This is a genomic window from Vibrio sp. TRT 17S01 (assembly GCF_050113695.1).
Lineage (GTDB): Bacteria > Pseudomonadota > Gammaproteobacteria > Enterobacterales > Vibrionaceae > Vibrio.
In genome coordinates, this window is the sequence record NZ_JBNJOG010000020.1 from 1 (window position 1) to 26,986 (window position 26,986).

At 44.8% G+C, this 26,986-nt stretch carries 28 protein-coding genes and 6 tRNA genes; 7 read left to right on the forward strand and 27 right to left on the reverse strand.

What is annotated here, in order from left to right; genetic code table 11:
• Positions 1–2: 2 nt before the first annotated feature.
• From ACQEXS_RS20195 to mutY, 10 genes are all read right to left on the reverse strand, one after another.
• Positions 3–75, reverse strand: a tRNA-Thr gene (locus ACQEXS_RS20195).
• Between the two features lie 52 nt (positions 76–127).
• A tRNA-Phe gene (locus ACQEXS_RS20200) sits at positions 128–203 on the reverse strand.
• Between the two features lie 220 nt (positions 204–423).
• Positions 424–2,049 (reverse strand): methyl-accepting chemotaxis protein, encoded by a 1,626-nt coding sequence (locus ACQEXS_RS20205; protein ID WP_367987395.1) that lies wholly within the window; start codon positions 2,047–2,049, stop codon positions 424–426.
• Positions 2,050–2,417: 368 nt separating this feature from the next.
• Positions 2,418–2,493: transfer RNA gene (locus tag ACQEXS_RS20210), tRNA-Asn, on the reverse strand.
• Between the two features lie 38 nt (positions 2,494–2,531).
• Positions 2,532–2,607: transfer RNA gene (locus ACQEXS_RS20215), tRNA-Phe, on the reverse strand.
• 7 nt (positions 2,608–2,614) lie between these two features.
• Positions 2,615–2,690, reverse strand: a tRNA-Thr gene (locus ACQEXS_RS20220).
• A 52-nt stretch (positions 2,691–2,742) separates the two neighbouring features.
• Positions 2,743–2,818 (reverse strand) — tRNA-Phe (locus ACQEXS_RS20225).
• Between the two features lie 103 nt (positions 2,819–2,921).
• The gene (gene mltC / locus ACQEXS_RS20230) at positions 2,922–4,058 is read right to left on the reverse strand and encodes a membrane-bound lytic murein transglycosylase MltC (protein WP_367987394.1); all 1,137 of its coding nucleotides are present in this window, start codon (positions 4,056–4,058) and stop codon (positions 2,922–2,924) included.
• Positions 4,059–4,148: 90 nt separating this feature from the next.
• Positions 4,149–4,421, reverse strand: coding sequence for an oxidative damage protection protein (locus ACQEXS_RS20235; RefSeq protein ID WP_427015000.1), 273 nt, complete (start codon positions 4,419–4,421; stop codon positions 4,149–4,151).
• Positions 4,422–4,439: 18 nt separating this feature from the next.
• On the reverse strand, positions 4,440–5,507 hold the full coding sequence (gene mutY, locus ACQEXS_RS20240) for an A/G-specific adenine glycosylase (protein WP_427015001.1): 1,068 nt from the start codon (positions 5,505–5,507) through the stop codon (positions 4,440–4,442).
• 183 nt (positions 5,508–5,690) lie between these two features.
• On the opposite strand from mutY, the gene trmB reads away from it, so the two are divergent.
• The gene (gene trmB, locus ACQEXS_RS20245; protein WP_367987391.1) at positions 5,691–6,410 is read left to right on the forward strand and encodes a tRNA (guanosine(46)-N7)-methyltransferase TrmB; all 720 of its coding nucleotides are present in this window, start codon (positions 5,691–5,693) and stop codon (positions 6,408–6,410) included.
• Positions 6,411–6,527: 117 nt separating this feature from the next.
• Entirely contained in the window at positions 6,528–7,448 is a 921-nt protein-coding gene (glsB, locus tag ACQEXS_RS20250; protein ID WP_367987390.1) for a glutaminase B, read from the forward strand.
• Between the two features lie 36 nt (positions 7,449–7,484).
• Here the strand turns inward: glsB and ACQEXS_RS20255 are convergent, their stop codons facing one another.
• The 8 genes from ACQEXS_RS20255 to ACQEXS_RS20290 all read right to left on the reverse strand — a co-directional run bounded on the left by ACQEXS_RS20255 (position 7,485) and on the right by ACQEXS_RS20290 (position 13,026).
• A complete protein-coding gene (locus ACQEXS_RS20255; RefSeq protein ID WP_427015002.1) occupies positions 7,485–8,147 on the reverse strand; it encodes a hypothetical protein in 663 nt (220 codons plus the stop codon).
• Between the two features lie 154 nt (positions 8,148–8,301).
• On the reverse strand, positions 8,302–9,477 hold the full coding sequence (hemW, locus tag ACQEXS_RS20260; RefSeq protein WP_427015003.1) for a radical SAM family heme chaperone HemW: 1,176 nt from the start codon (positions 9,475–9,477) through the stop codon (positions 8,302–8,304).
• Positions 9,477–10,073 carry an XTP/dITP diphosphatase gene (locus ACQEXS_RS20265; RefSeq protein ID WP_427015004.1) on the reverse strand — a complete coding sequence of 199 codons (597 nt, stop codon included), beginning with the start codon at positions 10,071–10,073 and terminating at the stop codon, positions 9,477–9,479. The genes hemW and ACQEXS_RS20265 overlap by 1 nt, the downstream gene beginning before the upstream one ends.
• A gap of 29 nt (positions 10,074–10,102) precedes the next feature.
• The gene (locus tag ACQEXS_RS20270) at positions 10,103–10,534 is read right to left on the reverse strand and encodes a DUF4426 domain-containing protein (protein WP_427015005.1); all 432 of its coding nucleotides are present in this window, start codon (positions 10,532–10,534) and stop codon (positions 10,103–10,105) included.
• Positions 10,535–10,576: 42 nt separating this feature from the next.
• Complete coding sequence (gene yggU, locus ACQEXS_RS20275; protein WP_367987385.1) at positions 10,577–10,867, reverse strand: DUF167 family protein YggU; 291 nt, start codon at positions 10,865–10,867, stop codon at positions 10,577–10,579.
• Positions 10,867–11,424 carry a YggT family protein gene (locus ACQEXS_RS20280; RefSeq protein WP_427015006.1) on the reverse strand — a complete coding sequence of 186 codons (558 nt, stop codon included), beginning with the start codon at positions 11,422–11,424 and terminating at the stop codon, positions 10,867–10,869. Before ACQEXS_RS20280 ends, yggU begins: the two co-directional genes overlap by 1 nt.
• A gap of 44 nt (positions 11,425–11,468) precedes the next feature.
• Positions 11,469–12,287, reverse strand: coding sequence for a pyrroline-5-carboxylate reductase (gene proC, locus ACQEXS_RS20285; RefSeq protein WP_427015007.1), 819 nt, complete (start codon positions 12,285–12,287; stop codon positions 11,469–11,471).
• 22 nt (positions 12,288–12,309) lie between these two features.
• A complete protein-coding gene (locus ACQEXS_RS20290; protein WP_427015008.1) occupies positions 12,310–13,026 on the reverse strand; it encodes a YggS family pyridoxal phosphate-dependent enzyme in 717 nt (238 codons plus the stop codon).
• A 25-nt stretch (positions 13,027–13,051) separates the two neighbouring features.
• Between ACQEXS_RS20290 and ACQEXS_RS20295 the strand changes: the two genes are divergently transcribed.
• On the forward strand, positions 13,052–14,089 hold the full coding sequence (locus ACQEXS_RS20295; RefSeq protein ID WP_427015009.1) for a type IV pilus twitching motility protein PilT: 1,038 nt from the start codon (positions 13,052–13,054) through the stop codon (positions 14,087–14,089).
• 12 nt (positions 14,090–14,101) lie between these two features.
• Positions 14,102–15,208 carry a PilT/PilU family type 4a pilus ATPase gene (locus ACQEXS_RS20300; protein WP_427015010.1) on the forward strand — a complete coding sequence of 369 codons (1,107 nt, stop codon included), beginning with the start codon at positions 14,102–14,104 and terminating at the stop codon, positions 15,206–15,208.
• A 61-nt stretch (positions 15,209–15,269) separates the two neighbouring features.
• Here ACQEXS_RS20300 and ruvX read toward each other — a convergent pair whose 3' ends face one another.
• The 8 genes from ruvX to metK all read right to left on the reverse strand — a co-directional run bounded on the left by ruvX (position 15,270) and on the right by metK (position 21,732).
• On the reverse strand, positions 15,270–15,695 hold the full coding sequence (ruvX, locus tag ACQEXS_RS20305; RefSeq protein ID WP_427015011.1) for a Holliday junction resolvase RuvX: 426 nt from the start codon (positions 15,693–15,695) through the stop codon (positions 15,270–15,272).
• 16 nt (positions 15,696–15,711) lie between these two features.
• On the reverse strand, positions 15,712–16,275 hold the full coding sequence (locus tag ACQEXS_RS20310; protein WP_367987378.1) for a YqgE/AlgH family protein: 564 nt from the start codon (positions 16,273–16,275) through the stop codon (positions 15,712–15,714).
• Positions 16,276–16,316: 41 nt separating this feature from the next.
• Complete coding sequence (gene gshB / locus ACQEXS_RS20315; protein ID WP_367987377.1) at positions 16,317–17,264, reverse strand: glutathione synthase; 948 nt, start codon at positions 17,262–17,264, stop codon at positions 16,317–16,319.
• Positions 17,265–17,277: 13 nt separating this feature from the next.
• A complete protein-coding gene (gene rsmE / locus ACQEXS_RS20320; RefSeq protein WP_427015012.1) occupies positions 17,278–18,009 on the reverse strand; it encodes a 16S rRNA (uracil(1498)-N(3))-methyltransferase in 732 nt (243 codons plus the stop codon).
• A 124-nt stretch (positions 18,010–18,133) separates the two neighbouring features.
• The gene (gene endA, locus ACQEXS_RS20325; RefSeq protein ID WP_427015013.1) at positions 18,134–18,835 is read right to left on the reverse strand and encodes a deoxyribonuclease I; all 702 of its coding nucleotides are present in this window, start codon (positions 18,833–18,835) and stop codon (positions 18,134–18,136) included.
• Between the two features lie 101 nt (positions 18,836–18,936).
• On the reverse strand, positions 18,937–19,437 hold the full coding sequence (locus ACQEXS_RS20330; protein ID WP_427015014.1) for a SprT family zinc-dependent metalloprotease: 501 nt from the start codon (positions 19,435–19,437) through the stop codon (positions 18,937–18,939).
• Between the two features lie 64 nt (positions 19,438–19,501).
• On the reverse strand, positions 19,502–20,299 hold the full coding sequence (locus ACQEXS_RS20335; protein WP_427015015.1) for a DUF2189 domain-containing protein: 798 nt from the start codon (positions 20,297–20,299) through the stop codon (positions 19,502–19,504).
• Between the two features lie 278 nt (positions 20,300–20,577).
• On the reverse strand, positions 20,578–21,732 hold the full coding sequence (gene metK, locus ACQEXS_RS20340; protein ID WP_367987372.1) for a methionine adenosyltransferase: 1,155 nt from the start codon (positions 21,730–21,732) through the stop codon (positions 20,578–20,580).
• Between the two features lie 323 nt (positions 21,733–22,055).
• On the opposite strand from metK, the gene tkt reads away from it, so the two are divergent.
• Entirely contained in the window at positions 22,056–24,065 is a 2,010-nt protein-coding gene (tkt, locus tag ACQEXS_RS20345) for a transketolase (RefSeq protein ID WP_427015016.1), read from the forward strand.
• Positions 24,066–24,198: 133 nt separating this feature from the next.
• On the opposite strand, the gene ACQEXS_RS20350 is transcribed toward tkt, so the two are convergent.
• Entirely contained in the window at positions 24,199–24,435 is a 237-nt protein-coding gene (locus ACQEXS_RS20350) for a hypothetical protein (RefSeq protein WP_367987370.1), read from the reverse strand.
• Positions 24,436–24,636: 201 nt separating this feature from the next.
• Here ACQEXS_RS20350 and epd point away from each other — a divergent pair, with 201 nt between their 5' ends.
• Positions 24,637–25,662, forward strand: coding sequence for an erythrose-4-phosphate dehydrogenase (epd, locus tag ACQEXS_RS20355; protein WP_427011853.1), 1,026 nt, complete (start codon positions 24,637–24,639; stop codon positions 25,660–25,662).
• A gap of 143 nt (positions 25,663–25,805) precedes the next feature.
• The gene (locus ACQEXS_RS20360; RefSeq protein ID WP_427011854.1) at positions 25,806–26,966 is read left to right on the forward strand and encodes a phosphoglycerate kinase; all 1,161 of its coding nucleotides are present in this window, start codon (positions 25,806–25,808) and stop codon (positions 26,964–26,966) included.
• Positions 26,967–26,986 lie beyond the last annotated feature (20 nt).

The window sequence follows — 26,986 nt, forward strand, 5'->3', positions numbered from 1 at the left end:
GGTGCCGACTACCGGAATCGAACTGGTGACCTACTGATTACAAGTCAGTTGCTCTACCTACTGAGCTAAGTCGGCACACTTTATTCTTTTACATTGTTCGTGCTAAGCACCAACAACTAATAAATTGTGGTGCCCGGAGGCGGAATCGAACCACCGACACGAGGATTTTCAATCCTCTGCTCTACCGACTGAGCTATCCGGGCAACGAGACGTATTAAACGGCTTTTCGCGTTTGAGGTCAACATTAAATTGCAAAAAAAATATCGTTTGTTGCTTTTCTATACTTAATGGGCTGTTTTTGCCCATTTAGGAGAGGAAGTGCGCAAGCTAGCAGGATAAGTTAAGGGGCTGTAGTAGAAAAAAATAGCCTCAGTGAATAAAAAAGCACACAAAGATGCGTGCTTTTCTTCGTTTGATGAACGTTTATTGTTTAACAGTAAACTTGCTGACCCAGTTTTCTAGTTCATTCGCTAAGCCTGTCAGTGTTTGTGTACTGTTGTGACTCTCGGTAACGACTGCACTTAACTGATTACCACTCTCTTCGATCGTGTTAATACGTTGGGAAATATCATCACTCACTTGAGTTTGCTCGGCCGCTGCCGTAGCAATTTGGTGGCTCATTTGGCTGATTGATTCTAAGGCAACCACAATCTGCTGTAGTGCTTCTGAAGCACTTTGAGATTCAGTTACGGTGCTTTGACTGGTTTCAGCACAAATTTCCATGGTTTGAATCGCATTGCGAGAGCCTTCTTGCAGATTATTGATCATCTGTTGGATCTCTTTAGTGCTGTCTTGCGTGCGTCCTGCAAGATTACGAACTTCATCTGCTACCACTGCAAAACCACGGCCTTGTTCACCTGCTCGTGCTGCTTCAATCGCTGCGTTGAGGGCGAGTAGGTTAGTTTGCTCTGCGATATCACCAATCACATCTAGAACTTTTACGATGTTGTTTACATCGCTATCAAGATCTGAGACCGCTTGGCTAGCGGTATTAAGCTGAAGCGCCAAGCCTTGAATATTCTCTACCGTGTTGTGGATCAAATGTTGGGTATGCTGACTCTGTTTGTCGGCTTCATCAGTATTGCTTGCGGTATCACGCGCAGATTCTGCAACGTTATTGGCTGAAGAGGCCATCTCCGTCATTGCGGTTGCAATCATCTCAGTCGATTGCTGCTGTGAATCTGTTAGGTTAGCAATGCTACCGGCACGTTGCTCAACATGAGAAAGCTCATCACGCAGTGCGTGCATCGAACTATCTAAGTTTGTCACAAGCTGCGCTAGCGATTTACTCATGTTCTGTACTGCTTCATAGATACTGCCAGCAGGAGCTTGTTCTTGGAATGAGGCTTGGATTTGGCCTTTCGCAACCGCTTGAACAGCATTGCGTACTTCAACGGGTTCACCACCGAGCAGCGCTAACATTTTGCGAATGGAAATGATCAGTACGCCCAGAATACTACCTGCAATGACAAGACATAAGATCAACTGCCATTGTGCAGTAGACCAAAAACGTGCGTTCACTTCATTAAAGCCGATGCCCGTACCAACGACCCAACCCCAGTGAGGTGTTTTTTCTGCAATAGATAGTTTCTCTTCAATTGAGCCATCAGCTTGCTTTTGTGTCCACGTGTATTCAACCATCTGGCTGGTTTTGTTGCCCAGCACATCTAGAATTAGCTGGCCAACACTGTTGCCGTCACCATCTTTGAAATCATGGAAACTGGTACCATGTAGCTGAGGATCTAACGGCGTTGCGACAAACGTCATTTGATCATCTGCGACATAAACATATTCGTTGTCTTTGTAAATATTGTTGCGTAATAGGCGAGTGGCGAGTTCCTTTGCTTCCTCTTCACCTAATATGCCTTCGACGGACATCTTTTCGACTTCCGTAAGTATGCTGTAGGCACTGCGGAATAGTTCCGTTACGCGTGCTTTGTTGTCTAAGTTACTAGCAACACGCAGTGTCCATAGCCCCGTTGCTGTCAACGCTAATAGCGCAACCAAGATAATGGCTGACAGCAAATATGCTTGTGTTTTTAATTTCATATAGTCCTCTCTGGCTCAGGCAGCTTGGTGACCGGAGTTACGGTACTGCTACTCTAAATAGCTATATCGGCATGTTAATTAATAGCTAAAGGAGAGAATACAAACAAACTTTCAAACTATGACTGAGATTAAATTTTTAGTTCGAAAAAATTAGCAAAGGAGATGGTTACTGAAGTGATTTAATAAGAAAGCCATCAAAATATATAAGTGGGTTGCGCAGACTTCGAATTGGGTTTGAGGTAAGTATTTAGAGAAAGGACTTTAGCTTAAACGAAAAATGAGCTTTTGATCGAGAGTGATAAGTTTGGATTTTTTAGAGGGCTGTAGATACGAAAAAACCTCATCAAATGATGAGGTTTTCTCTAAAGTGGCTCCCCCTGCGGGACTCGAACCTGCGACATACGGATTAACAGTCCGCCGTTCTACCAACTGAACTAAGGGGGAATTATCTGTGTCATCTCATCGAGATAAGCACCAAATAATGGTGCCTCGAGGCGGAATCGAACCACCGACACGAGGATTTTCAATCCTCTGCTCTACCGACTGAGCTATCGAGGCAAAAGAATGGTGCCGACTACCGGAATCGAACTGGTGACCTACTGATTACAAGTCAGTTGCTCTACCTACTGAGCTAAGTCGGCACACTTTATTCTTTTACATTGTTCGTGCTAAGCACCAACAACTAATAAATTGTGGTGCCCGGAGGCGGAATCGAACCACCGACACGAGGATTTTCAATCCTCTGCTCTACCGACTGAGCTATCCGGGCAACGGAGCGCTATTAAACGGATTTTCGCTCTCGGCGTCAACTTGTTTTTAGAAAAAAATTCAAAAAAGTGGTTGAGTGCCGATAATTTAGGCATTTTTGTCGGTTAGGTTTTACCAGAGTTAAAATCCTTTTTGAATTTTGTAACTTTTTCCAGATAACGACGCGCTTCAGCATTTGGGTGCTTCTTGGTTAGTGCCCAATAAACTTGATTTGGCTGTAATGAGTTGAGATCGCGCATTGCCCGTTTTCTATCACCACGGTTAAAGGTGTTCAGTACGCCGCCGGTACCGCCGTTATAGGCAGATATCATGCTGTACTCGAGAGATGTAGGGTGGCGTACCTCTTTCAAATAACGGTTTTTCAGAATATAGAAATAAGCTGTGCCAGTATCAATATTGTTTTCCGGGTTAAATAAGTATTCAGGTGATGGCTGACCGGAGCGCTTTTTCACCAGTTTAAATACGTCTCTTCCAGCTGTTTTAGGAACCACTTGCATTAAGCCGTATGCATTGGCCCAACTTACCGCATAGGGGTTAAAGCTACTTTCGGTTTTGATGATGGCGTAGATCAGATCTTCAGGAATTCCATACTTACGTGATGCCCGCTGAACTATATCAGCATATTGGTAGCTTCGGATCTGGATTTGATCTTCCACCATTGGAATTTCAACATAGTATGCTTTCTTGAAATCAACGTTTTTTACTTTGAGTTGGTGAGCAATAAGGTAGTCAGCAAAGCGATTGGCTCGCCAAGACCATTGAATGGCTTTGTTTTCGTGGTCGACGACTTGTTGATACAAAAACGGACGGCCTTCAAGTTTGATGCTTTTTGAAGAAAACAGGTCAACATTTGCAGGATCATCTGGCGTGAGAAGGGTGGTGACTATCGCTTTTTTCAAGTGAGCTTTAGGATCCGTTGGTGAAACGGTTTCAATCGTGATGGTACCGGCAGAGAAATTGACTTCTGAGCGGCTAAGATAATTGTCGATGTATTTTACGTAGTTGCTTTTACCGGCAACTTTAATTTCTTTTCTACCCCAACGTTTTTCAATGTTGCCAGAAAAACTACTGATCAAAGCATCCAGTGCCGCGGTGTCTTTTTCAAATTGCCCTGGTAATTCGGCAAGATTTTTAGCAAAGCGGTTGGTTGGCTCGTAATTGATGTCATACATGCCTTCAATAAATTCACGGCTACAACCTGTTAATATGAGGGCTGCAAAGAAATAAGCCAGCTTTTTCATCTTGTTATTGGACTCTGAATAAACGTATAACTTGGGATAAAAAATGACATCAAAGCAAGGCTGTGATGTCATTTGTCATTGTGAAAGTGGTTACTCACTTGGCGGTGTATAGCCTTCGATATGAACCTCTTTCCCTTCAAATAAGAAGTTCACCATTTCTGTTTCAAGAAGCTTACGATGCTCAGGATCCATCATGTTGAGTTTCTTCTCGTTGATCAGCATGGTTTGTTTGTGTTGCCACTGCGTCCACGCTTCTTTAGAAATACTGTCAAAGATACGTTTGCCCAATTCTCCTGGGTATAGCTGAAAGTCCAATCCTTCAGCGTCTTTTTGTAGTCGAGCACAAAATACAGTGCGGCTCATAGTGACTCCTTGAAATCATTAGCTGTGAAGTTCGAAAGGTAAGCTTTCCAGTAATTGTTTTACTGGTGCAGCTAAACCTATCTCTTCCGGTTGCGATAAGTTATACCAAAGACCTTTGCTTCCTTCCATTATCACGTCAGGTTGCTTTGACAGATCAACCAGAATTGGTGTGATATCGAGATGATAATGGCTGAAAGTATGGCGGAAAGTAATCAGCGTCTGTTGTTTGTTAATTGCGTCAGCACGGATACCTCGTTGTTCTAACAGATGTTCTATATCATTCTCGATATCAGCATGCTCAGTTTGTGGGAAGCAAAATAATCCCCCCCAGATCCCGGTTTGTGGCCGCTGTTCTAACCAGACTTCATTGTTTTGATGAAGCATCACAAAGCGAGTTTGTTTGATGGGTTTGTCTTTTTTCGGCTTTTTCCCAGGGTAATCCAGTGGGTTTCCTTGTTTCTGAGCTTCACAAAATGATTCAACAGGACACAAGGTGCATTTTGGTTTGCTTCGAGTACAAACCATTGCGCCCATATCCATCATCGCCTGATTGTATTTATCAACATCGGTTTCTGGCGTGTGGGTTTCTGCAAGTTGCCATAACTGGTTTTCGACTTTCTTTTGCCCTGACCAGCCTGTGACAGCAAACGCGCGAGAAAGCGTGCGTTTGACATTGCCATCTAATATCGCATGTGGCTGTTTGTGTACGGAAGAGAGCACTGCTGCGGCGGTAGAGCGTCCAATACCAGGTAGCGCGTTCATCCGTTCAATATCTAACGGGAATTCACCTTGATATTGAGTCGCAACCATTTGCGCTGCTTTGTGAAGATTTCGCGCACGGGCGTAGTAACCGAGACCGGTCCATAGGTGTAGCACTTCATCTTGATCGGCATTCGCGAGATCAATCACAGTTGGAAAGCGCTGCAAAAAGCGTTGATAGTATGGAATTACGGTAGCAACTTGCGTTTGTTGCAGCATGATTTCAGACAGCCAAACACTGTAAGCAGTTTTGTTTTGTTGCCATGGCAGATCTTTTCGCCCGTAGGCGTCATACCATTGCAAAATAGCGGAGGCAAAAGGAGTCACGACTTGCTCTATGTTCTATTATTTGTGAGGTAAAATTGCACCACAGAAAGTGTATAAAGTACAACCGATAAAGAGTAAGGGTATATTCTGGTCGATTTCCGTTAAAAAACTTGCACCAGTGGCAATTCTTTGGATAATCACAATCCCTTTGTGACAAGAGCAATTTTTAGACAGGCAAAATCAATGAGTGAAGTGACCACGAATGAATACAACGAAGACGGCAAACTGATCCGCAAAGTACGTAGTTTTGTACGTCGTGAAGGCCGTTTGACCAAAGGTCAGGAAGCTGCAATGAAAGATTGCTGGCCAACAATGGGAATTGATTACCAAGAGAAGCTACTTGATTGGAAAGAAGTGTTTGGTAACGATAACCCAGTGGTTCTAGAAATTGGTTTTGGTATGGGCGCATCTTTGGTTGAAATGGCAAAGAACGCACCTGAGAAAAACTTTATTGGTATCGAAGTTCATAGCCCGGGTGTTGGCGCATGTCTATCTGATGCTCGTGATGCAGGCATTACTAACCTACGTGTTATGTGTCACGATGCGGTTGAAGTGTTTGCTAATATGATCCCAGATAGCAGCCTTGCAACACTGCAACTGTTCTTCCCTGACCCTTGGCATAAGAAGCGTCACCATAAGCGCCGTATCGTTCAGCTGGAGTTTGCTGAGATGGTACGCCAGAAGCTGACCGTTGGTGAAGGTATCTTCCATATGGCAACTGACTGGGAAAACTATGCAGAGCATATGATTGAAATCATGAATCAAGCGCCTGGCTATGAAAATATCGCCACAGAAGGGGATTTCATTCCTCGCCCAGAAGAGCGTCCTTTGACAAAATTTGAAGCGCGTGGCCACCGTTTAGGTCACGGTGTTTGGGATATTAAGTTTAAGCGCGTAAAATAGTGCGATATCGCTAAACAGCGCAACTTAGCGACAAGATACAAAAAAGCCAACATTGATGATGTTGGCTTTTTTGACCCTACAAGAAAAATAATAAGCCTTTGATTAAATAGGTGATAAATGAAACCTACACCACAAATTTTAGCTGAGATCCTGCACGAGGTCCGCCCCTATATTGGGCAAGGTAAAGTTGCAGACTACATTCCAGCCCTTGCTCGCGTTCCTGCTAACAAATTAGGTATTGCGGTATTTACCAATGAAGGTGAAGTGATCACAGCAGGAGATGCTGAGGAAACCTTTTCGATTCAATCGATCTCTAAGGCTCTGAGCCTAACTCTGGCAATGTGTCTATATAAGCCAGAAGAGATCTGGAAACGGGTGGGGAAAGAGCCTTCAGGTCAGGCATTTAACTCGCTAATCCAGCTGGAAATGGAGCAGGGGATCCCGCGTAACCCGTTTATCAATGCCGGTGCGATTGTTGTGGCTGATTTGCTCAACAGCCGCCTTTCTGCACCGCGTCAGCGCTTATTAGAGTTTGTGCGCCAGTTATCAGGCGATACCCACATCTGCTATGACAAAGTGGTCGCTGCTTCTGAAATGATGCACAGTGATCGCAATGCCGCGATTGCTTATCTGATGCGTTCATTTGGTAACTTTGAAAATGACGTGATCCCTGTACTTAACAATTACTTTCATGCCTGTGCATTAAAAATGAATTGTATCGACTTGGCTAAAACATTTAGTTACTTAGCAAATAAGGGCACGTCAGTTCACACAGGAAAACCTGTTATCACACCCATGCAGACTAAGCAGCTAAATGCGCTGTTAGCGACATGTGGTTTGTATGATGGTGCGGGTGAATTTGCCTATCGTGTTGGTATGCCGGGTAAATCCGGTGTAGGTGGTGGCATCATTGCCATTGTGCCGGGAGAGATGACGATTGCAGTTTGGTCGCCAGAGCTGGATCAATCAGGCAACTCTTTGGCCGGAACTAAAGCTCTGGAGCTGCTCTCTGAGCGAATAGGACGTTCGATTTTTTAATCAAAAAAAGCCGCATCATGCGGCTTTTTATATGGCTTACTTTTCCAGTGCGCCCTGAATTTCAGGGTCGGTTACGATCTCAACTAACTGGTCACGGTAGGCACGTAGTACGTTATTCTGTGGTGATTCATCAGCTTTCTCTTCGATAACATCTCGGCCTTTAAATTGCTTTTCTATTAATTTCCCTTCAGTTAACTCGTAGACTGTAACCAATGAATCAGTATCAAAATTAAATGCCGTTACCCAGTTTAAGTTAATGCTGAAATACCATTCCTTAATATTGATCACTAGAAGTTTGTCGGCTTGTTGAGATTCAAGCAGTGCTTTAGCTTCTTCTGGTGAATTGATTGATGTGACCCCTGCCTCTACAGCGTCCCATCCACTTTCTGTAAAACCTGTAACTAAGCGATGCTCAATAAATTGGGCAAGATTCTTGTCTTTATCACTATCTTGAGTTGCGAGTATTTGGGATACATGCCAATCCATTGGGATACCAAAGGTTCCATGAACGGTGCCAACATAAGTATTGGTTTTTTCATCCTCGATGAGGCGAGTTCGGTTATCAAGTACCGAAATGACGACCTTATCCTCATGAGAAATATTTGGGTTTGGAGTTTGTTCTTCAAGGGAAATAGGAGTTACGCACCCAGACAGGATGACGACAGAGAAGGCGGCAAGCCACAATTTGATGTTTTTCATGATACTTTCTATATGCTACAGCAGTTAAGGTGCTGATATTAATAAAGATTGAAAGATTTATGAAATGAATGAATTTAAAAGAACGAGAAGCATCACGTTTATAGGTTGAGCAGTAGAATCGCGTAGGCCAGACTACTGCTGCTCTCAAATTGTGTTATTCGTCTGCCATAAAGGCTTCTAACAAGTCATTTAGGAATAGTTTACCTTTTTCAGTAATTTGCCAGTGGCTATCACCGTCGTCGAGATAACCCATATCGACAGCCCAGTCGATGGTGTCTTGTATTGCTTCAAAACCAAGGCCAGTAGTGTCGATAAAGTCTTGCTTTGGACAGGCTTCCATCAAACGAAAGCGATTCATAAAGAACTCAAACGGGCGATCTTCTGCTGCCACTTGCGTTTCAGTGTGAAGGTATGGTTTGACCATATTTTGGTATGCAGCCAAATAACCTCTTGGATGCTTTACTTTAGTGGTTCGGATAATCCGACCGTCATGAAAGCTGAGTTTGCCATGTGAGCCGCAGCCAATTCCTAAATAATCGCCAAAGCGCCAGTAATTTAAGTTGTGTTGGCATTGATATCCCGGCTTGCTGTAGCCTGAAATCTCATACTGCACATAACCCGCCTCACTGAGCTTTTGATGTCCCAGTTCGAAAATGTCCCATAAATCGTCGTCATCTGGCAGTGTCGGCGTTTTATAGTAGAACATGGTATTCGGCTCAATCGTCAATTGATACCACGACAAATGCGGAGGTGCGAGCTCTATCGCTTTGTCTAGGTCAACCAATGCTTGCTTAATACTTTGATCGGGTAAGCCATGCATCAAGTCCAAATTGAAGCTGGTGAGGCCGATTTGATGGGCTAATTGCGCTGCGTTAATGGCTTCATCTTGCCCGTGAATCCGTCCAAGCCGTTCGAGCTTCTGTTGCTCAAAACTCTGCACTCCAATGGAAATTCGAGTCACGCCCGCTTGTTGGTAGCCTTTGAAGCGTTCTGCTTCGACGGTTCCGGGGTTAGCTTCCATCGTGATCTCGATGCCCTGTTTAAACGGAATTCGCGCTTCAATACCAGAAAGAAGGCGTGCAATACCTTGCGCTGAAATTAAGCTTGGTGTCCCGCCTCCAATAAAAATGGAATGCAGTGGCCGTGGTGCATCATTCAGATGGTATTTCTCAATGTCACAATCAAGATCTTCCAAGAGAGCATTTATATACTCATCTTCAGGAATGTCGGCTTTAAGTGCGTGAGAGTTAAAGTCGCAATATGGACATTTTTGTACACACCATGGGATGTGTACATAAAGACTCAGTGCCGGGGGAATTAAGCTGGCCATTACTGCTGTTCTGATAACGCAGCAAACAGTTTTTTCAGTGCCTTACCACGATGAGAAAGCTGCTTTTTACGTGTTGGTTCTAATTCCGCTGAAGCGCAATTATCTTCAGGCACAAAAAAGACAGGATCGTAACCAAAGCCATTTTCACCGTGTGCTTCTGTGAGGATGCGACCTTCCCATTGACCGTGGCATACCAGCGGTGTTGGGTCGTTTTCATGGCGCATCAGCACAAGAACACAGTGAAAGCGTGCACTACGTTTCTCTTCGGGAACGTCTTTCATCGCGTCGAGCAGTTTTTCTAGGTTCTGTTGGTCTGTTGCATCTTCACCTGCGTAGCGTGCTGAGTAAATGCCAGGTGCGCCTTTGAGATAATCGACTTCCAAACCTGAGTCGTCAGCGATTGCTGGCAGTCCGGTTTCCTTGGTAGCATGACGGGCTTTAATGATGGCATTTTCAATAAAGGTTGTTCCGGTTTCAGCAACTTCGGAGACGGCGAACTCACTTTGTGCCAATACATCAAAACCAAAGTCGGATAATAGGTCAGCCATTTCACGGACTTTACCTTGGTTTCCGGTCGCTAATACAATTTTGCTCATGATTAAATCTCAAATGGTGGGTGGGAAGATCATTCTTCCACATAGAATTTTTGACTGAATTTCATTTTGCCTGCTCCTTTGAGTCCCGCGTCAATATCGAGGTCAAAAGTCAGGTTTTCTTCGTTGGTAATAGGGAATTCGGCAAGGTAATAAATCGCTTCGCCTTCTTCCACTTTTCTGAAAGAGAGTTCGCGAAGTGTACCAATTAAGTTTTTCGCCGTTCCAGAAATTTGTGCATCAATTGCTGGTTTACCTACTTGGCTGTTATCAAGCACGCTAATGTTGAGAATGGCAGAATAACCACTGCGCTTTAGCTTGTAATTACGTGCTACTTGTGGGGTTAAGAAAGTGGAGTTGAATGCGGAATAGTGCACTTCAACATCTTTCAACGTTTTGTATTGTCCTGCCCAAGTGGGTAGGGCAAATAGGCAAACAAGTGCCAATGTGATCCATTTACTCATAATATACATCCCAGTTTAATTACACCGATAAACAAAAAGCCATCATAAGATGGCTTCAATTTCTGTGGGAATTTGTCCCGGAGAGTGAATTCGGACTTGCTTATGACGCCCCAACTCTCCTTTTTCAATGTCGACCAATCCTTTTGCTACTTTGAACTGCTTGGCGAGATACTTCGTCAAATGGCCATTTGCTTTACCATCGACGGGTGGTGCTGTGATAGCAATTTTTAGCTCTTCACCGTGCAAGCCTACGATTTTATCGCGGCTTGCTTTCGGTTGGATATAGAGCTTAAGCACAATGTCCTCGCCATCCTTCCAAGCGGCCAATGACATTATAGCTGATACCAGATAGGGCCAATAACATCACCCATCAAGAAGTTGGCAAACTGAAGCGCAATAAATAACACTAATACGCTTAAATCGAAGCCACCCATTGCTGGGATAACGCGTCGAATTGGTGCCAACATCGGTTCTGTTAGTTGGTGGAATACATACTCAATTGGGCTGCGACCTTGGCTAACCCAACTTAGGATCGCACGGATAAGCAGAACCCAGAATAGCAAGCCGCCAGCCGCTTTGATCAACGATAAGAAGCCCCAGAATAAGAATTCAGCGCTGAATGACATTGAGCCACCTGATGCAATCAAAAGTAGGGCGACAAATTTGAGTACACATAACACGTAGGCAAAGAGTACGGTTGAAAGATCAAGACTACCTATTGATGGGATCACTCGGCGTAGTGGGCCAATGACAGGTTGGGTCGCCTTGACGATAAATTGGGAGAATGGATTGTAGAAATCGGCGCGGGCTGCTTGGAGCCAAATGCGCAAGATCACCACCATAATGTAGAGATCAAATAGGGTGGAAATGAGAAAGCTCATTGAGTTCATAAATAACCCTTATCGGTAACAGATGGCACAGTGCCATGCTTTAGTTAAAACTGTTTTTCCATTTCTTCAGCACGCGCAACGGCGGCTTGCATTGCTTTAGAGACAATCTCTGTCAGCTGATGTTCATTAAAAGTGCGTAGCGCTTCTGCTGTCGTGCCACCTTTTGATGTCACTTGTTCGCGCAGCGTTGATAATTCGGTGTCTTGGTTGGCTACCACCATTTCGGCAGCGCCGAGTGCGGATTGCTCCACAAGCAGACGCGCGGTCGCTTGGTCAAATCCCTGTGCAATGGCTTCCGCTTGCATGGCTTCCATAAATAGGAAGAAGTAAGCAGGTGCACTCCCGGCTGCGGCAATTACGTTGTTGATCCCAGACTCTTGTTCAACCCAGCAGACTTTACCTACTGCCATCATCAGGTCAGCGGCAAACGATTTATCACTGTCGCTAACGTGCTGTGGTGCAAATAGGCCACTCATGCCCTTGCCAACAAGTGCCGGTGTGTTTGGCATGACTCGGACAATATTGAGCTGGCTGGCAAACATATCATTAAGGCGTGTTGCATTAATACCTGCCGCGATAGAAATCACTAACTTATTGGTATAGTCGATGTCTTGCATGCCTGACGCAACGACTTCCATTAATTGAGGCTTTACTGCTAACACAATAACATCCGCTTCTTTTGCTGCTGCTCGGTTATCGGCATCGGTACAAATACCATACTGCTTGGCAAGAAAATCACGTTGCTCTTGATTTGGGTCGGTCGCAGTAATCAATTTTGCTGGATAGCCACTACTGGTTAATCCTGCAATGATAGAGCGCGCCATATTGCCAGCGCCGATAAATGTGATTTTCTTGTGTTCCATGGTGTTAACTTCCTCAATCTAATTATTTTTTACTGCTGTAGTCTCGTGCGCCAAATATTGCAGTTCCGATGCGTACCATTGTGCTTCCTGCTTCAATGGCGGCTTCCATATCACCACTCATTCCCATGGATAGCGTATCCAACGTGAGCTCAGGGAAGCGTTCAACAAGCGCTTGTTTTACTGCCGCCAGTTGCTTGAAAGCGGCCAGTTGTGATGAGTAATCAGTGACATTGGCCGGAATTGACATCAATCCTCTTAAAGTGAGGTTTGGCAGTGAAGAAATCAACTCTGCTAAGGCAAAGATTTCACTTTCGTTGATGCCAGATTTAGAGTCTTCAGCACTCGTATTTACTTGGATTAACACCTGAATGGGTGGCATGCCATCCGGTCTTTGATCGTTTAGCCGCTGGGCGATCTTACCGCGATCCACGGTATGGACCCAGGCAAAGTTTTCCGCAACGTGGCGAGATTTATTGGATTGAATTGGGCCAATAAAGTGCCATTCAAGCGTGAGTTCCGGGTGATTTTCTTGGAAAAAAGCCACCTTATCAGCGCCTTCTTGCACGTAATTCTCACCAAAGGCAACTTGACCAGCTTGTGCTGCTTCTAGAATGGCAGTGGCAGGCTTTGTTTTGCTGACCGCCAAAAGTTGCACAGAGCCTCGAGCGCGTCCACACTTTTGTTGTGCGCTTTCTATCTGTGAGGTGATATGTTCAATGTTTTGTTGAATACTACTCATAGCGAACTTTACTTAAGGATTTTAAATGGATATCGCGGAATTACTGGATTTTAGTGTAAAGCATAAAGCTTCAGATCTACACCTTTCTGCTGGCGTATCTCCAATGGTACGTATAGATGGTGAAGTAAGAAAGCTTGGTGTGCCCGCTTTTAGCCATGCTGATGTACATAAATTGGTTTTTGAGATCATGAATGACGCTCAGCGTAGTGAATTTGAAGAGAAACTGGAAGTCGATTTTTCGTTTGAGTTACCCAATGTTGGCCGTTTTCGTGTTAATGCGTTCAACCAATCGCGTGGTTGTGCAGCGGTGTTTCGTACCATTCCAACCGATATTCCCACGCTAGAGCAGCTTGAAACCCCGCCTGTATTTGAAAAGATTGCCAATATGGAAAAAGGGTTGGTGTTGGTCACCGGACCGACTGGCTCTGGTAAGTCGACCACGCTTGCCGCCATGGTGGATTACATTAACCGTAATCACAACAAGCACATTCTGACCATCGAAGACCCGATTGAATTTGTGCATACCAATAACAAATGCTTGATTAACCAAAGGGAAGTACATCGAGATACTTACAGCTTTAAAAATGCACTGCGTAGCGCGTTGCGTGAAGATCCAGACGTGATTTTAGTCGGCGAGCTGCGTGACCAAGAAACCATCAGCCTGGCGTTAACGGCAGCAGAAACCGGCCACTTAGTTTTTGGTACCTTGCACACCAGCTCGGCAGCAAAAACCATTGACCGTATTATTGATGTGTTCCCTGGCAGTGATAAAGACATGGTACGTTCAATGTTGTCAGAGTCATTGCGTGCGGTTATTGCTCAGAAACTATTAAAACGCTTAGGCGGAGGGCGAGTAGCGTGTCATGAGATCATGATGGCAACCCCTGCTATTCGAAACTTGATTCGTGAAGATAAAGTGGCCCAGATGTATTCCATTATTCAAACGGGTGCCGCACATGGCATGCAGACCATGGAGCAAAATGCCAAGCAACTACTGGTACAAGGCACGGTGGACCCGGAAGAAATATCGAAAAAAATTGAAACTGACTCTGGCCTATTTTAGGGATCATCACTGATGGACATAAATGCTTTTTTACAGGGAATGATCAGCCAGAAGGCGTCGGATCTTTATATTACAGTTGGTGCGCCAGTACTGTTTAGGGTCGATGGTGAGCTAAAAGCTCATGGGGAGAAATTATCTGAGTCTGATGTGTCGATTTTGCTGAACTCAATGATGGATGATGAACGTAGTAAAGAGTTTCATCAGACGCGAGAAGCGAACTTCGCCATCGTTAGAGACATTGGCCGTTTTCGTGTGAGTGCGTTCTATCAGCGTGAGCTGCCGGGCGCGGTGATTCGCCGTATTGAGTCTAATATCCCGACCTTTGAACAACTGAGACTGCCAGATGTGCTGCAGAATTTAGCGATTGCCAAGCGTGGTTTAGTGCTGGTGGTTGGTGCCACGGGGTCTGGTAAGTCGACCACAATGGCTGCGATGACGGGTTATCGTAATACGCACCGAACCGGTCATATTCTTACGGTGGAAGATCCGATTGAATTTGTACATGAGCATAAGCGCTGCATCGTGACTCAGCGTGAAGTCGGGTTGGATACTGAAAGCTACGAAGTTGCATTGAAAAACTCATTACGCCAAGCTCCAGATATGATCTTAATTGGTGAGATCCGTAGTCGAGAAACGATGGAATATGCCATGAACTTTGCCGAAACAGGGCACTTGTGTATGGCTACATTGCACGCAAATAATGCGAACCAAGCGTTAGAGCGTATTTTGCATCTGGTACCTAAGGAGCAAAAAGAGCAATTCTTATTTGATTTATCGATGAACCTGAAAGGGGTGGTTGGTCAGCAGTTGATCCGCGATAAACATGGTAAAGGTCGACATGGGGTGTTTGAGATTCTGCTCAATAGTCCGCGTGTTTCTGATTTGATCCGTAAGGGCGATTTGCACGAGTTGAAGTCGACGATGTCGAAGTCCAATGAAATTGGTATGCAGACGTTTGATCAAGCGCTTTATCAGTTGGTGGTTGATGGGAAGATTAATGAAGAAGATGCATTGCACAGTGCTGATTCTGCAAACGATCTTCGTTTGATGCTCAAAACTAAACGTGGTGACAGCTATTCGTCAGGGACATTGGCGAATGTGAAGATCGACATGGATTAGTTAGGATAACAAACATAAAAAAGGTTGCGATATCACAACCTTTTTTAGCTCTTTTGCTAGGTTAGCCCCACTGAGCTTCAAACCAGCTTTCTAAAATAACAACGGCTGATTGGCAGTCGACGTTACCTTTACTCAATGCTTTATAGCCACCCATTTCAAATAGCTCGGCACGCGCCTCGGTGGTCGAAAGCCGTTCATCGTGTAGCTCAACGGGTAAGCCGAAGCGCCCATGCAGGCGATTGGCAAATTTTTTCGCTCTTGGGGTAATGGTTTCAAGAGCTTGTCCATACAGATCAGTTGGTAACCCAACGACTAATAGTTGTGGTTGCCACTCTTTTATCTGCTTTTCGATATCATCCCAATTTGGAATGCCATCATTCGCTTTGAACGCTTTCAGCGGGGAAGCGGTTCCGGTGATTTCTTGTCCGATGGCACTGCCAATACTCTTGGTACCAAAATCGAACGCCATAATAGTTCTAGATGTCATGTGTCTAATTTGTCTGTTATGCGTGGCCAATGTCGCTGGATAGCTGAGCGACATCTATACCGAGCATTTGTACGGCTTTTTGCCAGCGCTGAGCGATTGGTGTATTGAAGATCACATCGGGGTCAGCTTCAATCGTCAGCCATGAGTTTTCTGCCAATTCAGATTCCAGTTGACCCGCTTCCCAGCCTGAATAGCCAAGCGCCACCAAGTAATGGTTGGGCTCTGCTTCAGTACCGAGGACCGTTAAAATATCTTTCGATGTAGTCACGGAAATTTGTTCAGTCATCTGAATGCTTGATTCATAGCGATCTTTTGGCTGGTGGAGAATGAAGCCGCGATCTTCTGAAACTGGCCCGCCATTGAGAACCGGCTTTTCAAGGCTATGAGTATTTAGCTGTGGGTGAACGGGATCAACATCAACCTGCTCAAGCATTTTTCCAATGGTAATATCGATCGGGGCATTGATCATTAACCCCATTGCACCTTCGTCATTATGTTCGCAAACATAAATCACGCTATGTTTAAAATAAGGATCTTTCATCCCCGGCATAGCAACGAGAAAATGATTAGTAAGGTTCATAGCAGCTCCAACTTAATCAAAGAGGGCATTACGCCCTGCTTTTAAGCCTTCAGGCGACGTTCTATTGCATCCATCAGTTTACCTGTAATTGAGATATCAAATGCTGACTCAATTTCACGAATACAGGTTGGGCTGGTGACATTAATTTCAGTCAGTTTATCGCCAATAACGTCTAGGCCAACAAAGATCAGGCCTTTTTCTTTTAATGTAGGAGCAACCGCTTCTGCGATTTGCTTATCTGTTTCACTCAGTGGGCGAGCTTCACCTGTGCCACCTGCGGCTAAGTTACCACGAGTTTCGCCTTTAGCTGGGATACGTGCCAAGCAGTATGGCATAGGTTCCCCATCAACGACCAAGATGCGCTTGTCGCCGTTGCTGATATCGGGAACAAACGTTTGTGCCATTGCGTAGTTTTGGCCGTGGTTGGTCAGCGTTTCGATAATCACAGAGACGTTAGGATCATTTTCCTTCACTCGGAAAATCGAAGCACCACCCATTCCATCTAATGGCTTAAGGATCACGTCGCCATGTTGTTCACGGAATGCTTTGATCTTGTCTGCTTTACGCGTCACGATAGTGGTTGGTGTTAGTTCTGGGAACCAAGCTGTAAACAGTTTCTCATTGCAATCACGCAGGCTCTGAGGTTTGTTTACGATCAGTGTTCCTTGTTCTTCTGCTCGTTCAAGAATGTAAGTTGCGTAGATGTACTCAGTATCAAAAGGAGGATCTTTACGCATCAGTACCGCATCCAGTTCAGACAGTTGAATGGTCTGTTCTGATTTGAATTCATACCATCCGTTTGGATCTTCTTTCAGCTCAACAACTTTTGTGTCCGCTATCGCTACGCCTTGATCTAAGTGTAGATCATTCATTTCCATGTAGTGGATTTCGTAGCCACGACGCTGAGCTTCCAGCATCATGGCAAAGCTGGAGTCTTTTTTTATGTTGATAGACGCGATAGGGTCCATCACGATGCCAAGTTTGATCATTGAGCTTCTCCGTTTAACCAAGATCGCCAAAGCGAACTTGTAAGGCTGTAATTGCGGTCAATGCTGCGGTCTCTGTTCTTAATACACGAGGACCTAGCAATGTTTCTTCGAATTGATGTTCTCTTGTCATGCTGATTTCTTCAGCAGACAACCCACCTTCTGGGCCAATGAGTAGGCGCACTTTTGTGACGGGAGTCGGTAGCGTATTGATTGAATACGTTGCTCTTGGGTGCAAATTGAGTTTTAGCCCGTCATATTGTTCACTGCACCATTCTTCAAGCGACATAATTGGTCTGATTTCAGGCACCGTATTGCGGCCACATTGTTCACAGGCACTGATAGCAATTTTCTGCCATTGCGCGAGCTTTTTCTCGAAACGTTTCTGATCGAGTTTAACGCCACAACGTTCAGAAATTAGAGGTGTGATGGTATTTACGCCCAGCTCGACGGATTTTTGAATGGTGAACTCCATTTTGTCGCCACGGGAGATCACCTGTCCAAGGTGTAGATCCAACGGAGATTCGGAGCTCCGTTCAATACGTTCTGAAATGGTGACTTCAACATTTTTCTTGCTGATCGAGCTGATCACCGCCGGAAACTCTGCACCGCTACCATCGAAAAGGAGTACTTCTTGGTCTTCTTTCATTCGAAGTACACGACCTATATGGCCTGCCGCGTCTTCACTAAGCGCCAGATTACCCAGTTGTTGGATCGGTTCTGGGTGATAAATTCGAGGGATACGCATGGGGTTCAGTTTCCTGCACAAGAGGTGGATATAGAGAGTAACATGGATGCGAGATGACGAAAAAACAAGGGGAAAAGAAGCGTTTCCATTATTGATGTAGAAAACGCTTCATGAATGAGTCGATTTAGAGCGCTTTGCAGGCTTGTTCCACAAATGGGTTGTGGTTGCCTTGAATTTTGGCAATACGCTTATCACGCTCGCATTCCCAATCATTCACGGGGTACATTTTGTTCCAAGCCGTCATGAGGTTGCGTTGCTGTTTTGAAAGGCGGAAGCCGTATTCTTTGCTCATGTACAAATAAGTGCGTGCGATGGATCCCTTTGCACGATCGGGTGGCATCACTTTACGTTGTTTGAAGTTAACTTGCATCTCGCAGCGGCCATAGCTGACACCGTCGATACCATTCCATTGGCTGAAGTTGTAGTTTGAACGATCACCGTTCACTTCACCGATTGCAGGGGTTAGGTTATGCAGGTCGGCTTCCATTTGTCGGAAGGCTTTATCATTGCGTGAGCAGTTTTTACGCCCACCGCTTTGCCAGCACTGGCGTTGGTGGCCAAATTGCCATGCCGGTACAACATGTTCCCATTCAATTCGAGAGGCGCGTTTTTGTTGTTTGCGGACTTGATAGCCGCAAGAGGCTAGGTCTGGTGTTCCTTTTTTTCCTTGCCAGTTGATATCACAGCCACAGTAAAAACTGATGGGGTGATCTTGATAAATTTTAACCGCAGTTTTTTTTGCGCTGGAGAAGGACGTCGGTGGTGCTGCGATAGCAACCGAAGAAACAACCGCCAGCAAGCTAATCGTGATTATTTTTAATGTCATGATAATAAGTCTTATAAAAGTATGACTTTTTATAGTCTATCACGCATTTTTACTGCTAAAAAATCCATCGTTAATCAATAATAAAGATGGTTATATTAGGACTAGGTGAGTCTGTTACCCGTAAATTGAAGTGATGTTTGGCATTGCTGGCAACGGTAGGTTGCTTGCTGGCGCTGAACTTTATTGTGTCTGCGAATAGACAGCGGATACACCGTGCATTGGCAACGGTATTCAAATGTTTTGCCCTGAACGGAAGCGATTTCAAAATTATGGGTAGTTTTGGCAGTGACGCCAAATACAGACTCCATGGTATGACGCCACTCTTTACCGTGTGGAGGGACTCGGCCGTAGACTTGATAGGTGATCAGATGAGCAATTTCGTGAGGAATCACCTCTTCAAGAAAAGCGAGCTTGTTTTCAGAAAAAAGAATGGGGTTAAGGCGTATTTCATTCAATTGCAGATAGGCTTTTCCTGCGGCTTTACCACGCAATTTAAAACTTAATATTGGTATAGAAAATGGGCGTTGAAAGGCTTGTTCAGCTAGGCGGATACAGTGTGTGATCTTGCGTTTTGCTGCGTATGTGTACTCTATATCTAACATTATGACCTTGAAATAAAAAACGCCCCAGTTAGGTTCCGGGGCGAATAATAACATCTTGCAAGGTTTAGGGATGATGTTTTTTCTTAATGGCCGCGTGGTAGGCATGCCAAGTTCCGTAGCCAAGAATTGGCATGGTAAACAGCATACCAATTCCATAAGTTGCGAAACCGATCAGAATGCCACCGCAGATGATGGCGGCCCAGACGATCATTGCTGGGATATTAGACTTCACTGCATTAAAGCTGGTGAAGACCGCCGTCATCATATCTACTCGGCGCTCCATCATCAGTGGAATTGAAAAAGCGGAGATGCTGAAAATGACGCTCGCGATAACAAAACCAACCAATGAGCCAATGACAAGGAAGGGCAGAAATTCAGTCAATGGCGCTCCCTGAACAGAAGGGTAGAGAGCATGTAACAGCGCCGCAATGCGCATCCAGAAAATCATGGCCACGGCAAGCAATACGGCGAACGCCCACTGTGATGAGGAGTTGCGCCCAATCGCTTTCATAGAATGAAGTAAACTGGCGTGATGGCCTTTTTCTCGCTCCCAGCTAGCATCATACAATCCAAGCGCCAAAAATGGGCCGATCAACATATACACCACCAGACTGGGCATGACGACAAGGTGGGTACCTTGCCATTGAACTAGCAATACAATACCAATGGCGGCGCCCATAAAGCACAAGCCATAGAAAGCACTGATTAAGGGCATGCGAATAAAATCATGCAGCCCTAAAGCTAACCAATGGAATGGTGCAGAAACACTTAATTGGTTGCAAGGAACTGTCCTTGCGTATTCATGGTCCGGTACGTCTTTTTGTTTGTTGTGTAAGTCTGAGGGATTTACCGTGCGAGGCATATAATCCTCCTTGATCGATTCTCGTTTTATACCCACTTATAACAATGGGTATGTGGGATTCGATGCTCTGCTTACAACTGTTTGGCTGAGTAAAGCTGTGCATCAATACTGTTAGGCAATATTCGCTGCCCACAAGCACAGAGATATGCTTGTTAATATATTGTTAACTATTGATGCGATGACAAGAAAATACAAATTTATTGTGTGATTTTTGTGCTACTAATAAAAAGCCCTCGTAGATACGAGGGCTTATTTAAAATGCTAACAAATTGATTTAATTATTTTAAACCAGCAAAGTCACGCAGTAGCTCAGCTTTGTCTGTTGCTTCCCAAGGGAATTCTTCACGACCGAAGTGGCCGTATGCTGCTGTCTTCTTGTAGATAGGCTGAAGCAGGTTCAGCATTTCTTGTAGTCCGTAAGGGCGCAGATCGAAGTTCTGACGAACCGCTTCAACGATAATATCGTGAGAGACTTTTTCCGTACCGAAGGTTTCAACCATGATAGACGTTGGATCAGCAACACCGATTGCGTAAGACAGTTGGATCTCACAACGGTCAGCCATGCCAGCGGCAACGATGTTTTTCGCTACGTAACGTGCAGCGTATGCAGCAGAGCGGTCTACTTTCGATGGATCTTTACCAGAGAATGCACCGCCACCGTGACGCGCAGCACCGCCGTATGTATCTACGATGATCTTACGACCTGTTAGACCACAGTCACCCATTGGACCACCGATAACGAAACGACCAGTTGGGTTGATGAAGAAGTTAGTGTCTGTGTTGATCCACTCAGAAGGTAGTACCGGCTTGATGATCTCTTCCATTACTGCTTCACGTAGGTCAGGTGTCGAGATTGAATCACAGTGCTGTGTTGAAAGAACAACCGCGTCGATACCAACAATTTTGCCTTGGTCGTACTGGAAAGTTACCTGAGATTTCGCGTCTGGACGCAACCAAGGTAGTGTGCCGTTTTTACGTACTTCTGCTTGCTTTTGAACAAGACGGTGAGAGTAAGTAATTGGTGCTGGCATTAGGATTTCAGTTTCGTTAGTTGCATAACCGAACATGATGCCTTGGTCACCTGCGCCTTGCTCTTTAGGATCAGATTTATCAACACCTTGGTTGATGTCTGGAGACTGCTTACCGATGGTGTTTAGTACAGCACACGAGTTTGCATCAAAGCCCATATCTGAATGAACGTAGCCGATTTCACGTACTGTTTCACGAGTTAACTCTTCGATATCAACCCAAGCTGAAGTTGTGATCTCACCACCGACCATAACCATGCCGGTTTTTACGTAAGTTTCACAAGCAACACGTGCTTTTGGGTCTTGTTCTAGGATGGCATCAAGAACAGCATCAGAGATTTGGTCTGCAATTTTATCTGGATGGCCTTCTGAAACAGACTCAGAAGTAAACAGGTGCTTAGCCATGAGAGCTCCACTTTAAGTTTTGGTTATAACGACTGATTGAATGGCTCAATCGTTTAAAAGACATTTAAATTGTAGGTGTTTCTACATCTAGACGTCTATTCTAGTTTTCAATGCTCGAATTACAAGCTCTTTTTTACTGTGGGTTATAACCAAACGTTTGCTTATTGGTGGCCAAATTATGAATAAATTCAATAATTGTGGGTAAAAGTGCAGAAATGGAAGGTATTGAGTCAGGTAAATCGTTTGCAGTGGATGAATTGCTTTGAGACAATACCGCGCGCAATATTTCCGACTAATTTCGCTTTCGCAATTTAGGAGCAGGCATGTCTTCTCGTAACGTTCTTTCTAATAAAGAGCTCGCTAATGCGATTCGTGCTCTAAGCATGGATGGTGTTCAACAAGCAAACTCTGGCCACCCAGGTGCCCCTATGGGCATGGCAGATATCGCTGAGGTTCTTTGGCGTTCTCATTTAAACCATAATCCAGCAAACCCAGAGTGGGCGGATCGCGACCGTTTTGTTTTATCAAATGGCCATGGTTCAATGCTGATTTACTCTCTACTTCACTTAAGTGGTTATGAGTTGTCTATCGACGATCTGAAAAACTTCCGTCAGCTGCACTCTAAGACGCCTGGTCACCCAGAGTATGGCTACGCACCTGGTGTTGAAACAACAACAGGCCCACTAGGTCAAGGTATCACTAACGCTGTGGGCATGGCGTTAGCAGAAAAAGCGTTAGCGGCACAGTTTAATAAAGAAGGTCACGACATCATTGACCATCACACCTACGCCTTTATGGGTGATGGCTGTCTGATGGAAGGTATCTCACACGAAGCATGTTCTCTAGCGGGTACACTCGGTCTAGGCAAACTAATCGCATTTTGGGATGACAATGGCATTTCTATCGATGGTCACGTTGAAGGTTGGTTCTCTGACGATACGCCTAAGCGTTTTGAAGCTTATGGCTGGCATGTAATTCCTGCTGTAGATGGCCACGATGCTGAAGCGATCAATGCTGCCATTATCGCTGCGAAAGCAGATCCGCGTCCTACGCTGATCTGTACTAAAACGATCATCGGTTTTGGCTCGCCAAACAAATCAGGTTCACACGACTGTCACGGTGCACCATTAGGTGCGGAAGAAATCGCAGCAGCGCGTGAATTCCTAGGTTGGAAACATCCAGCATTTGAAATCCCAGCAGACGTATACGCAGAGTGGGATGCAAAAGCAGCGGGCGCTGAAAAAGAAGCGGTTTGGAACGCTAAATTCGATGCATACGCAGCAGCTTACCCAACAGAAGCGGCTGAGCTTAAGCGTCGTCTAAACGGTGAGCTGCCTGCTGAATGGGAAGAAAAAGCAACCCAAATCATTGCTGATCTTCAGGCAAATCCAGCAAACATTGCATCACGCAAAGCTTCTCAAAATGCATTAGAAGCGTTTGGTCAAATGTTGCCAGAATTCATGGGCGGTTCTGCTGACCTAGCACCTTCGAACCTAACCATGTGGTCTGGCTCGAAGTCTCTAGAAGCAAGCGATTTCTCTGGTAACTACATCCACTACGGTGTACGTGAATTCGGTATGACCGCGATCATGAACGGTATTGCACTACACGGTGGTTTCGTACCATACGGTGCAACTTTCCTAATGTTTATGGAATACGCTCGTAACGCAATGCGTATGGCGGCTCTGATGAAAGTTCAGAACATCCAAGTTTACACTCACGACTCTATCGGTCTTGGCGAAGATGGCCCAACTCACCAGCCTGTTGAGCAAATGGCGTCATTACGTCTAACGCCAAACATGAGCACATGGCGTCCATGTGACCAAGTTGAGTCAGCAGTGGCTTGGAAACTTGCAATTGAGCGTAAAGATGGCCCGACATCCCTTATCTTCTCTCGTCAGAACCTTGCGCAGCAAGAGCGTGATGCTGAGCAAGTAGCGAATATCGCGAAAGGTGCTTACGTCTTGAAAGATTGTGCAGGTAAGCCAGAGCTTATCCTTATCGCAACAGGTTCTGAAGTTGAACTAGCGGTAGAAGCAGCCGCTCAGCTAACCGCTGAAGGTAAACAAGTACGCGTTGTTTCAATGCCATCAACAGATGCATTCGACAAGCAAGACGCAGCTTATCGTGAAGCAGTATTGCCATCAGACGTTACAGCGCGTATCGCTATCGAGGCGGGGATTGCTGACTTCTGGTATAAGTACGTTGGCTTTGGTGGCAAGATCATTGGCATGACGACATTCGGTGAGTCTGCTCCAGCGGGCGAACTGTTCAAGATGTTCGGCTTCACTACTGAAAACGTCGTGAGCACAGCTAAAGATCTTCTAGCTTAATACTCTTCATACTTGAAGCTGCAGCGTTGTTAACTGCGTAGCTGTAACTCCAATTATTTTGAGGATTAGGAAATGAAAAAACCGAGCCAAGTGGCTCGGTTTTTTGTGCCTTCAAGCAGAGAGTAACCGGTGATTACTCAAACTCATTGCCCCAGTTTTCTTTCTCTTTGTGACCACACACTTTACAGGTGACGTATCTGTCCATGTCATAGTAGTGGCCGCCATTAATAAAGGTATGAGCCATTAATTTGATTCTACCTAAAAGAGAAGTATCCGTGTCGTAGCTGCTGGTCTTTCTTACAAGCACTTCACTATGAGGCGTTTCTTGATTGCATTGTTTACAAAAGTGAGTCGCTGGGAATCCAGACATGGTCATTTCCTTTGGTTGATAAAACTAATGAGATAAACAGCCAACAAGAAACACACTCACCACATTGTTATTATGCATTGATTTTTCATTAGTTATTAATGGTATAAATTTATAAATTGGGGAGAGATCACTAACTGGATGCGATTTGGTCAGCTATCGGGTAGTATTTGTGACACGAAAATCATGTAAGGCGATGGAATCATGCTAAAAGTTGCAATCAACGGATTTGGACGTATTGGTCGCAATGTTCTCCGAGCAGTTTACGAAAGTGGTAAGCATCAGCAAATTAAGGTTGTTGCAGTCAATGAACTAGCGCAGCCTGATGCAATGGCACACTTATTACAATATGACACCAGTCATGGACGATTTGGCAAGAAGATCTCCAATGATCAGGAGCATATCTACGTACACCACGAAAGCGGTGAGTTTGATTCAATTCGAATTCTGCACTTAGCCGAAATTAATTTACTGCCATGGCGTGATTTAGATGTTGATTTAGTGCTTGATTGCACCGGGGTATATGGTTCTCAAGCTGATGGGCAAGAACACATTGATGCCGGTGCAAAGAAAGTGCTGTTCTCACACCCTGGTGCGAATGATCTTGATAACACCATTATTTACGGTGTTAACCATGACACCTTGAAAGGTGAACACCGTGTTGTGTCAAACGGTTCATGCACCACCAACTGTATTGTCCCGATAATCAAAGCACTTGATGATGCGTTTGGTATCGAATCTGGGACTATCACAACAATCCACTCTTCGATGAATGATCAGCAAGTGATCGATGCGTATCATAGCGACCTTAGACGGACGCGTGCAGCCAGTCAGTCGATTATTCCCGTAGACACGAAATTGCATAAGGGTATTGAAAGAATTTTCCCGAAATTTTCCAACAAATTTGAAGCTATTTCGGTGAGAGTTCCCACAGTAAATGTTACTGCGATGGATTTAAGTGTCACAATTAGTACAAATGTGAAAGTTAATGACGTAAATCAAACCATTGTTAACGCATCTCAGTGTACATTACAGGGCATTGTTGACTATACTGAAGCGCCGCTTGTTTCTATCGATTTTAATCATGATCCACATAGTGCGATTGTCGATGGAACACAAACCCGAGTGAGCAACGGACAGCTGGTTAAAATGCTAGTTTGGTGCGATAACGAATGGGGTTTTGCAAATCGAATGCTGGATACAGCGTTGGCCATGCAAGCTGCGGAGTAAGTGGGACTTGGAAAATGTTTATTTTAAACCTTGAAATAAATATTCTTTCCCCCATATCTAAACTCAGTTGAATGAATTTAAAGGCTTGGCAGGGTTGCCGGGCTGTTCAAAACTTTATTTTTTAATATTTGAGAGGACAAATCATGTCTGTAATCAAGATGACTGACCTGGATCTAGCAGGTAAACGTGTATTCATCCGTGCTGACCTAAACGTACCAGTAAAAGAAGGCAAAGTGACTTCTGATGCACGTATCTTAGCATCTCTACCAACTATCAAGCACTGTCTAGAAGCAGGCGCTAAAGTTATGGTTACTTCTCACCTAGGCCGTCCAACTGAAGGTGAATACGCAGAAGAGTTCTCTCTACAACCTGTAGTTAACTACCTAAACGACGCACTAGATTGCGAAGTTAAGCTAGCAAAAGATTACCTAAATGGCCTAGAGCTAAACACTGGTGAGCTAGTTGTTCTTGAAAACGTTCGCTTCAACAAAGGCGAGAAGAAGAACGAAGAAGAGCTATCTAAGAAATACGCTGCACTGTGTGACATCTTCGTAATGGATGCATTCGGTACAGCTCACCGTGCACAAGCGTCTACTCACGGTGTTGGTATGAACGCACCTGTAGCATGTGCTGGCCCTCTACTAGCTGCTGAACTTGAAGCACTAGGTAAAGCAATGGATAACCCAGAGCGTCCACTAGTTGCTATCGTTGGTGGTTCTAAAGTTTCTACTAAACTAACTGTTCTAGAGTCTCTATCTAAAGTTGCTGACCAGCTTGTTGTTGGTGGTGGTATCGCAAACACGTTCATTGCAGCTGAAGGCCACAATGTAGGTAAGTCTCTATACGAAGCAGACCTAGTTGAAACTGCTCAGAAGCTAATGAAAGAGTGTTCTATCCCAGTTGCGACTGATGTTGCATGTGCGAAAGCATTTGATGAGAACGCAGAAGCTGAAATCAAGCACGTTTCTGAAGTTGCTGACGACGACATGATTTTCGACCTAGGTCCTGATTCAACTGCGGCACTAGCTGAAATCATTGGCAACGCAAAAACTATCCTATGGAACGGTCCTGTAGGTGTATTCGAATTCAAGAACTTCGAAGCAGGTACTAAAGGTATCTCTGAAGCAATCGCTCAGTCTGCAGGTTTCTCTGTAGCAGGTGGTGGTGACACGCTAGCGGCTATCGACAAGTTCGGTATTAAAGCTGACGTTTCTTACATCTCTACTGGCGGCGGTGCATTCCTTGAATTCGTTGAAGGTAAAGTACTACCAGCAGTTGCAATGCTTGAAGAGCGTGCTAAGTAATTAAACGAAAAGCGGGCGAA

What these genes read in the sequence shown, in the direction of transcription:
- ACQEXS_RS20290 (WP_427015008.1), bottom strand. Translation starts at nt 13,026, where the DNA reads ATGAGTAGTATTCAACAAAACATTGAACATATCACCTCACAGATAGAA.
- ACQEXS_RS20205 (WP_367987395.1), bottom strand. Translation starts at nt 2,049, where the DNA reads ATGAAATTAAAAACACAAGCATATTTGCTGTCAGCCATTATCTTGGTT.
- ACQEXS_RS20255 (WP_427015002.1), bottom strand. Translation starts at nt 8,147, where the DNA reads ATGAAAAACATCAAATTGTGGCTTGCCGCCTTCTCTGTCGTCATCCTG.
- proC (WP_427015007.1), bottom strand. Translation starts at nt 12,287, where the DNA reads ATGGAACACAAGAAAATCACATTTATCGGCGCTGGCAATATGGCGCGC.
- rsmE (WP_427015012.1), bottom strand. Translation starts at nt 18,009, where the DNA reads ATGCGTATCCCTCGAATTTATCACCCAGAACCGATCCAACAACTGGGT.
- tkt (WP_427015016.1), top strand. Translation starts at nt 22,056, where the DNA reads ATGTCTTCTCGTAACGTTCTTTCTAATAAAGAGCTCGCTAATGCGATT.
- ACQEXS_RS20300 (WP_427015010.1), top strand. Translation starts at nt 14,102, where the DNA reads ATGGACATAAATGCTTTTTTACAGGGAATGATCAGCCAGAAGGCGTCG.
- gshB (WP_367987377.1), bottom strand. Translation starts at nt 17,264, where the DNA reads ATGATCAAACTTGGCATCGTGATGGACCCTATCGCGTCTATCAACATA.
- ACQEXS_RS20330 (WP_427015014.1), bottom strand. Translation starts at nt 19,437, where the DNA reads ATGTTAGATATAGAGTACACATACGCAGCAAAACGCAAGATCACACAC.
- trmB (WP_367987391.1), top strand. Translation starts at nt 5,691, where the DNA reads ATGAGTGAAGTGACCACGAATGAATACAACGAAGACGGCAAACTGATC.
- ACQEXS_RS20265 (WP_427015004.1), bottom strand. Translation starts at nt 10,073, where the DNA reads ATGAGCAAAATTGTATTAGCGACCGGAAACCAAGGTAAAGTCCGTGAA.
- mltC (WP_367987394.1), bottom strand. Translation starts at nt 4,058, where the DNA reads ATGAAAAAGCTGGCTTATTTCTTTGCAGCCCTCATATTAACAGGTTGT.
- ACQEXS_RS20295 (WP_427015009.1), top strand. Translation starts at nt 13,052, where the DNA reads ATGGATATCGCGGAATTACTGGATTTTAGTGTAAAGCATAAAGCTTCA.
- ACQEXS_RS20235 (WP_427015000.1), bottom strand. Translation starts at nt 4,421, where the DNA reads ATGAGCCGCACTGTATTTTGTGCTCGACTACAAAAAGACGCTGAAGGA.
- epd (WP_427011853.1), top strand. Translation starts at nt 24,637, where the DNA reads ATGCTAAAAGTTGCAATCAACGGATTTGGACGTATTGGTCGCAATGTT.
- ACQEXS_RS20335 (WP_427015015.1), bottom strand. Translation starts at nt 20,299, where the DNA reads ATGCCTCGCACGGTAAATCCCTCAGACTTACACAACAAACAAAAAGAC.
- ACQEXS_RS20280 (WP_427015006.1), bottom strand. Translation starts at nt 11,424, where the DNA reads ATGAACTCAATGAGCTTTCTCATTTCCACCCTATTTGATCTCTACATT.
- endA (WP_427015013.1), bottom strand. Translation starts at nt 18,835, where the DNA reads ATGACATTAAAAATAATCACGATTAGCTTGCTGGCGGTTGTTTCTTCG.
- ACQEXS_RS20310 (WP_367987378.1), bottom strand. Translation starts at nt 16,275, where the DNA reads ATGAACCTTACTAATCATTTTCTCGTTGCTATGCCGGGGATGAAAGAT.
- ACQEXS_RS20360 (WP_427011854.1), top strand. Translation starts at nt 25,806, where the DNA reads ATGTCTGTAATCAAGATGACTGACCTGGATCTAGCAGGTAAACGTGTA.
- glsB (WP_367987390.1), top strand. Translation starts at nt 6,528, where the DNA reads ATGAAACCTACACCACAAATTTTAGCTGAGATCCTGCACGAGGTCCGC.
- ACQEXS_RS20350 (WP_367987370.1), bottom strand. Translation starts at nt 24,435, where the DNA reads ATGTCTGGATTCCCAGCGACTCACTTTTGTAAACAATGCAATCAAGAA.
- hemW (WP_427015003.1), bottom strand. Translation starts at nt 9,477, where the DNA reads ATGGCCAGCTTAATTCCCCCGGCACTGAGTCTTTATGTACACATCCCA.
- yggU (WP_367987385.1), bottom strand. Translation starts at nt 10,867, where the DNA reads ATGTCATTGGCCGCTTGGAAGGATGGCGAGGACATTGTGCTTAAGCTC.
- ACQEXS_RS20270 (WP_427015005.1), bottom strand. Translation starts at nt 10,534, where the DNA reads ATGAGTAAATGGATCACATTGGCACTTGTTTGCCTATTTGCCCTACCC.
- ruvX (WP_427015011.1), bottom strand. Translation starts at nt 15,695, where the DNA reads ATGACATCTAGAACTATTATGGCGTTCGATTTTGGTACCAAGAGTATT.
- metK (WP_367987372.1), bottom strand. Translation starts at nt 21,732, where the DNA reads ATGGCTAAGCACCTGTTTACTTCTGAGTCTGTTTCAGAAGGCCATCCA.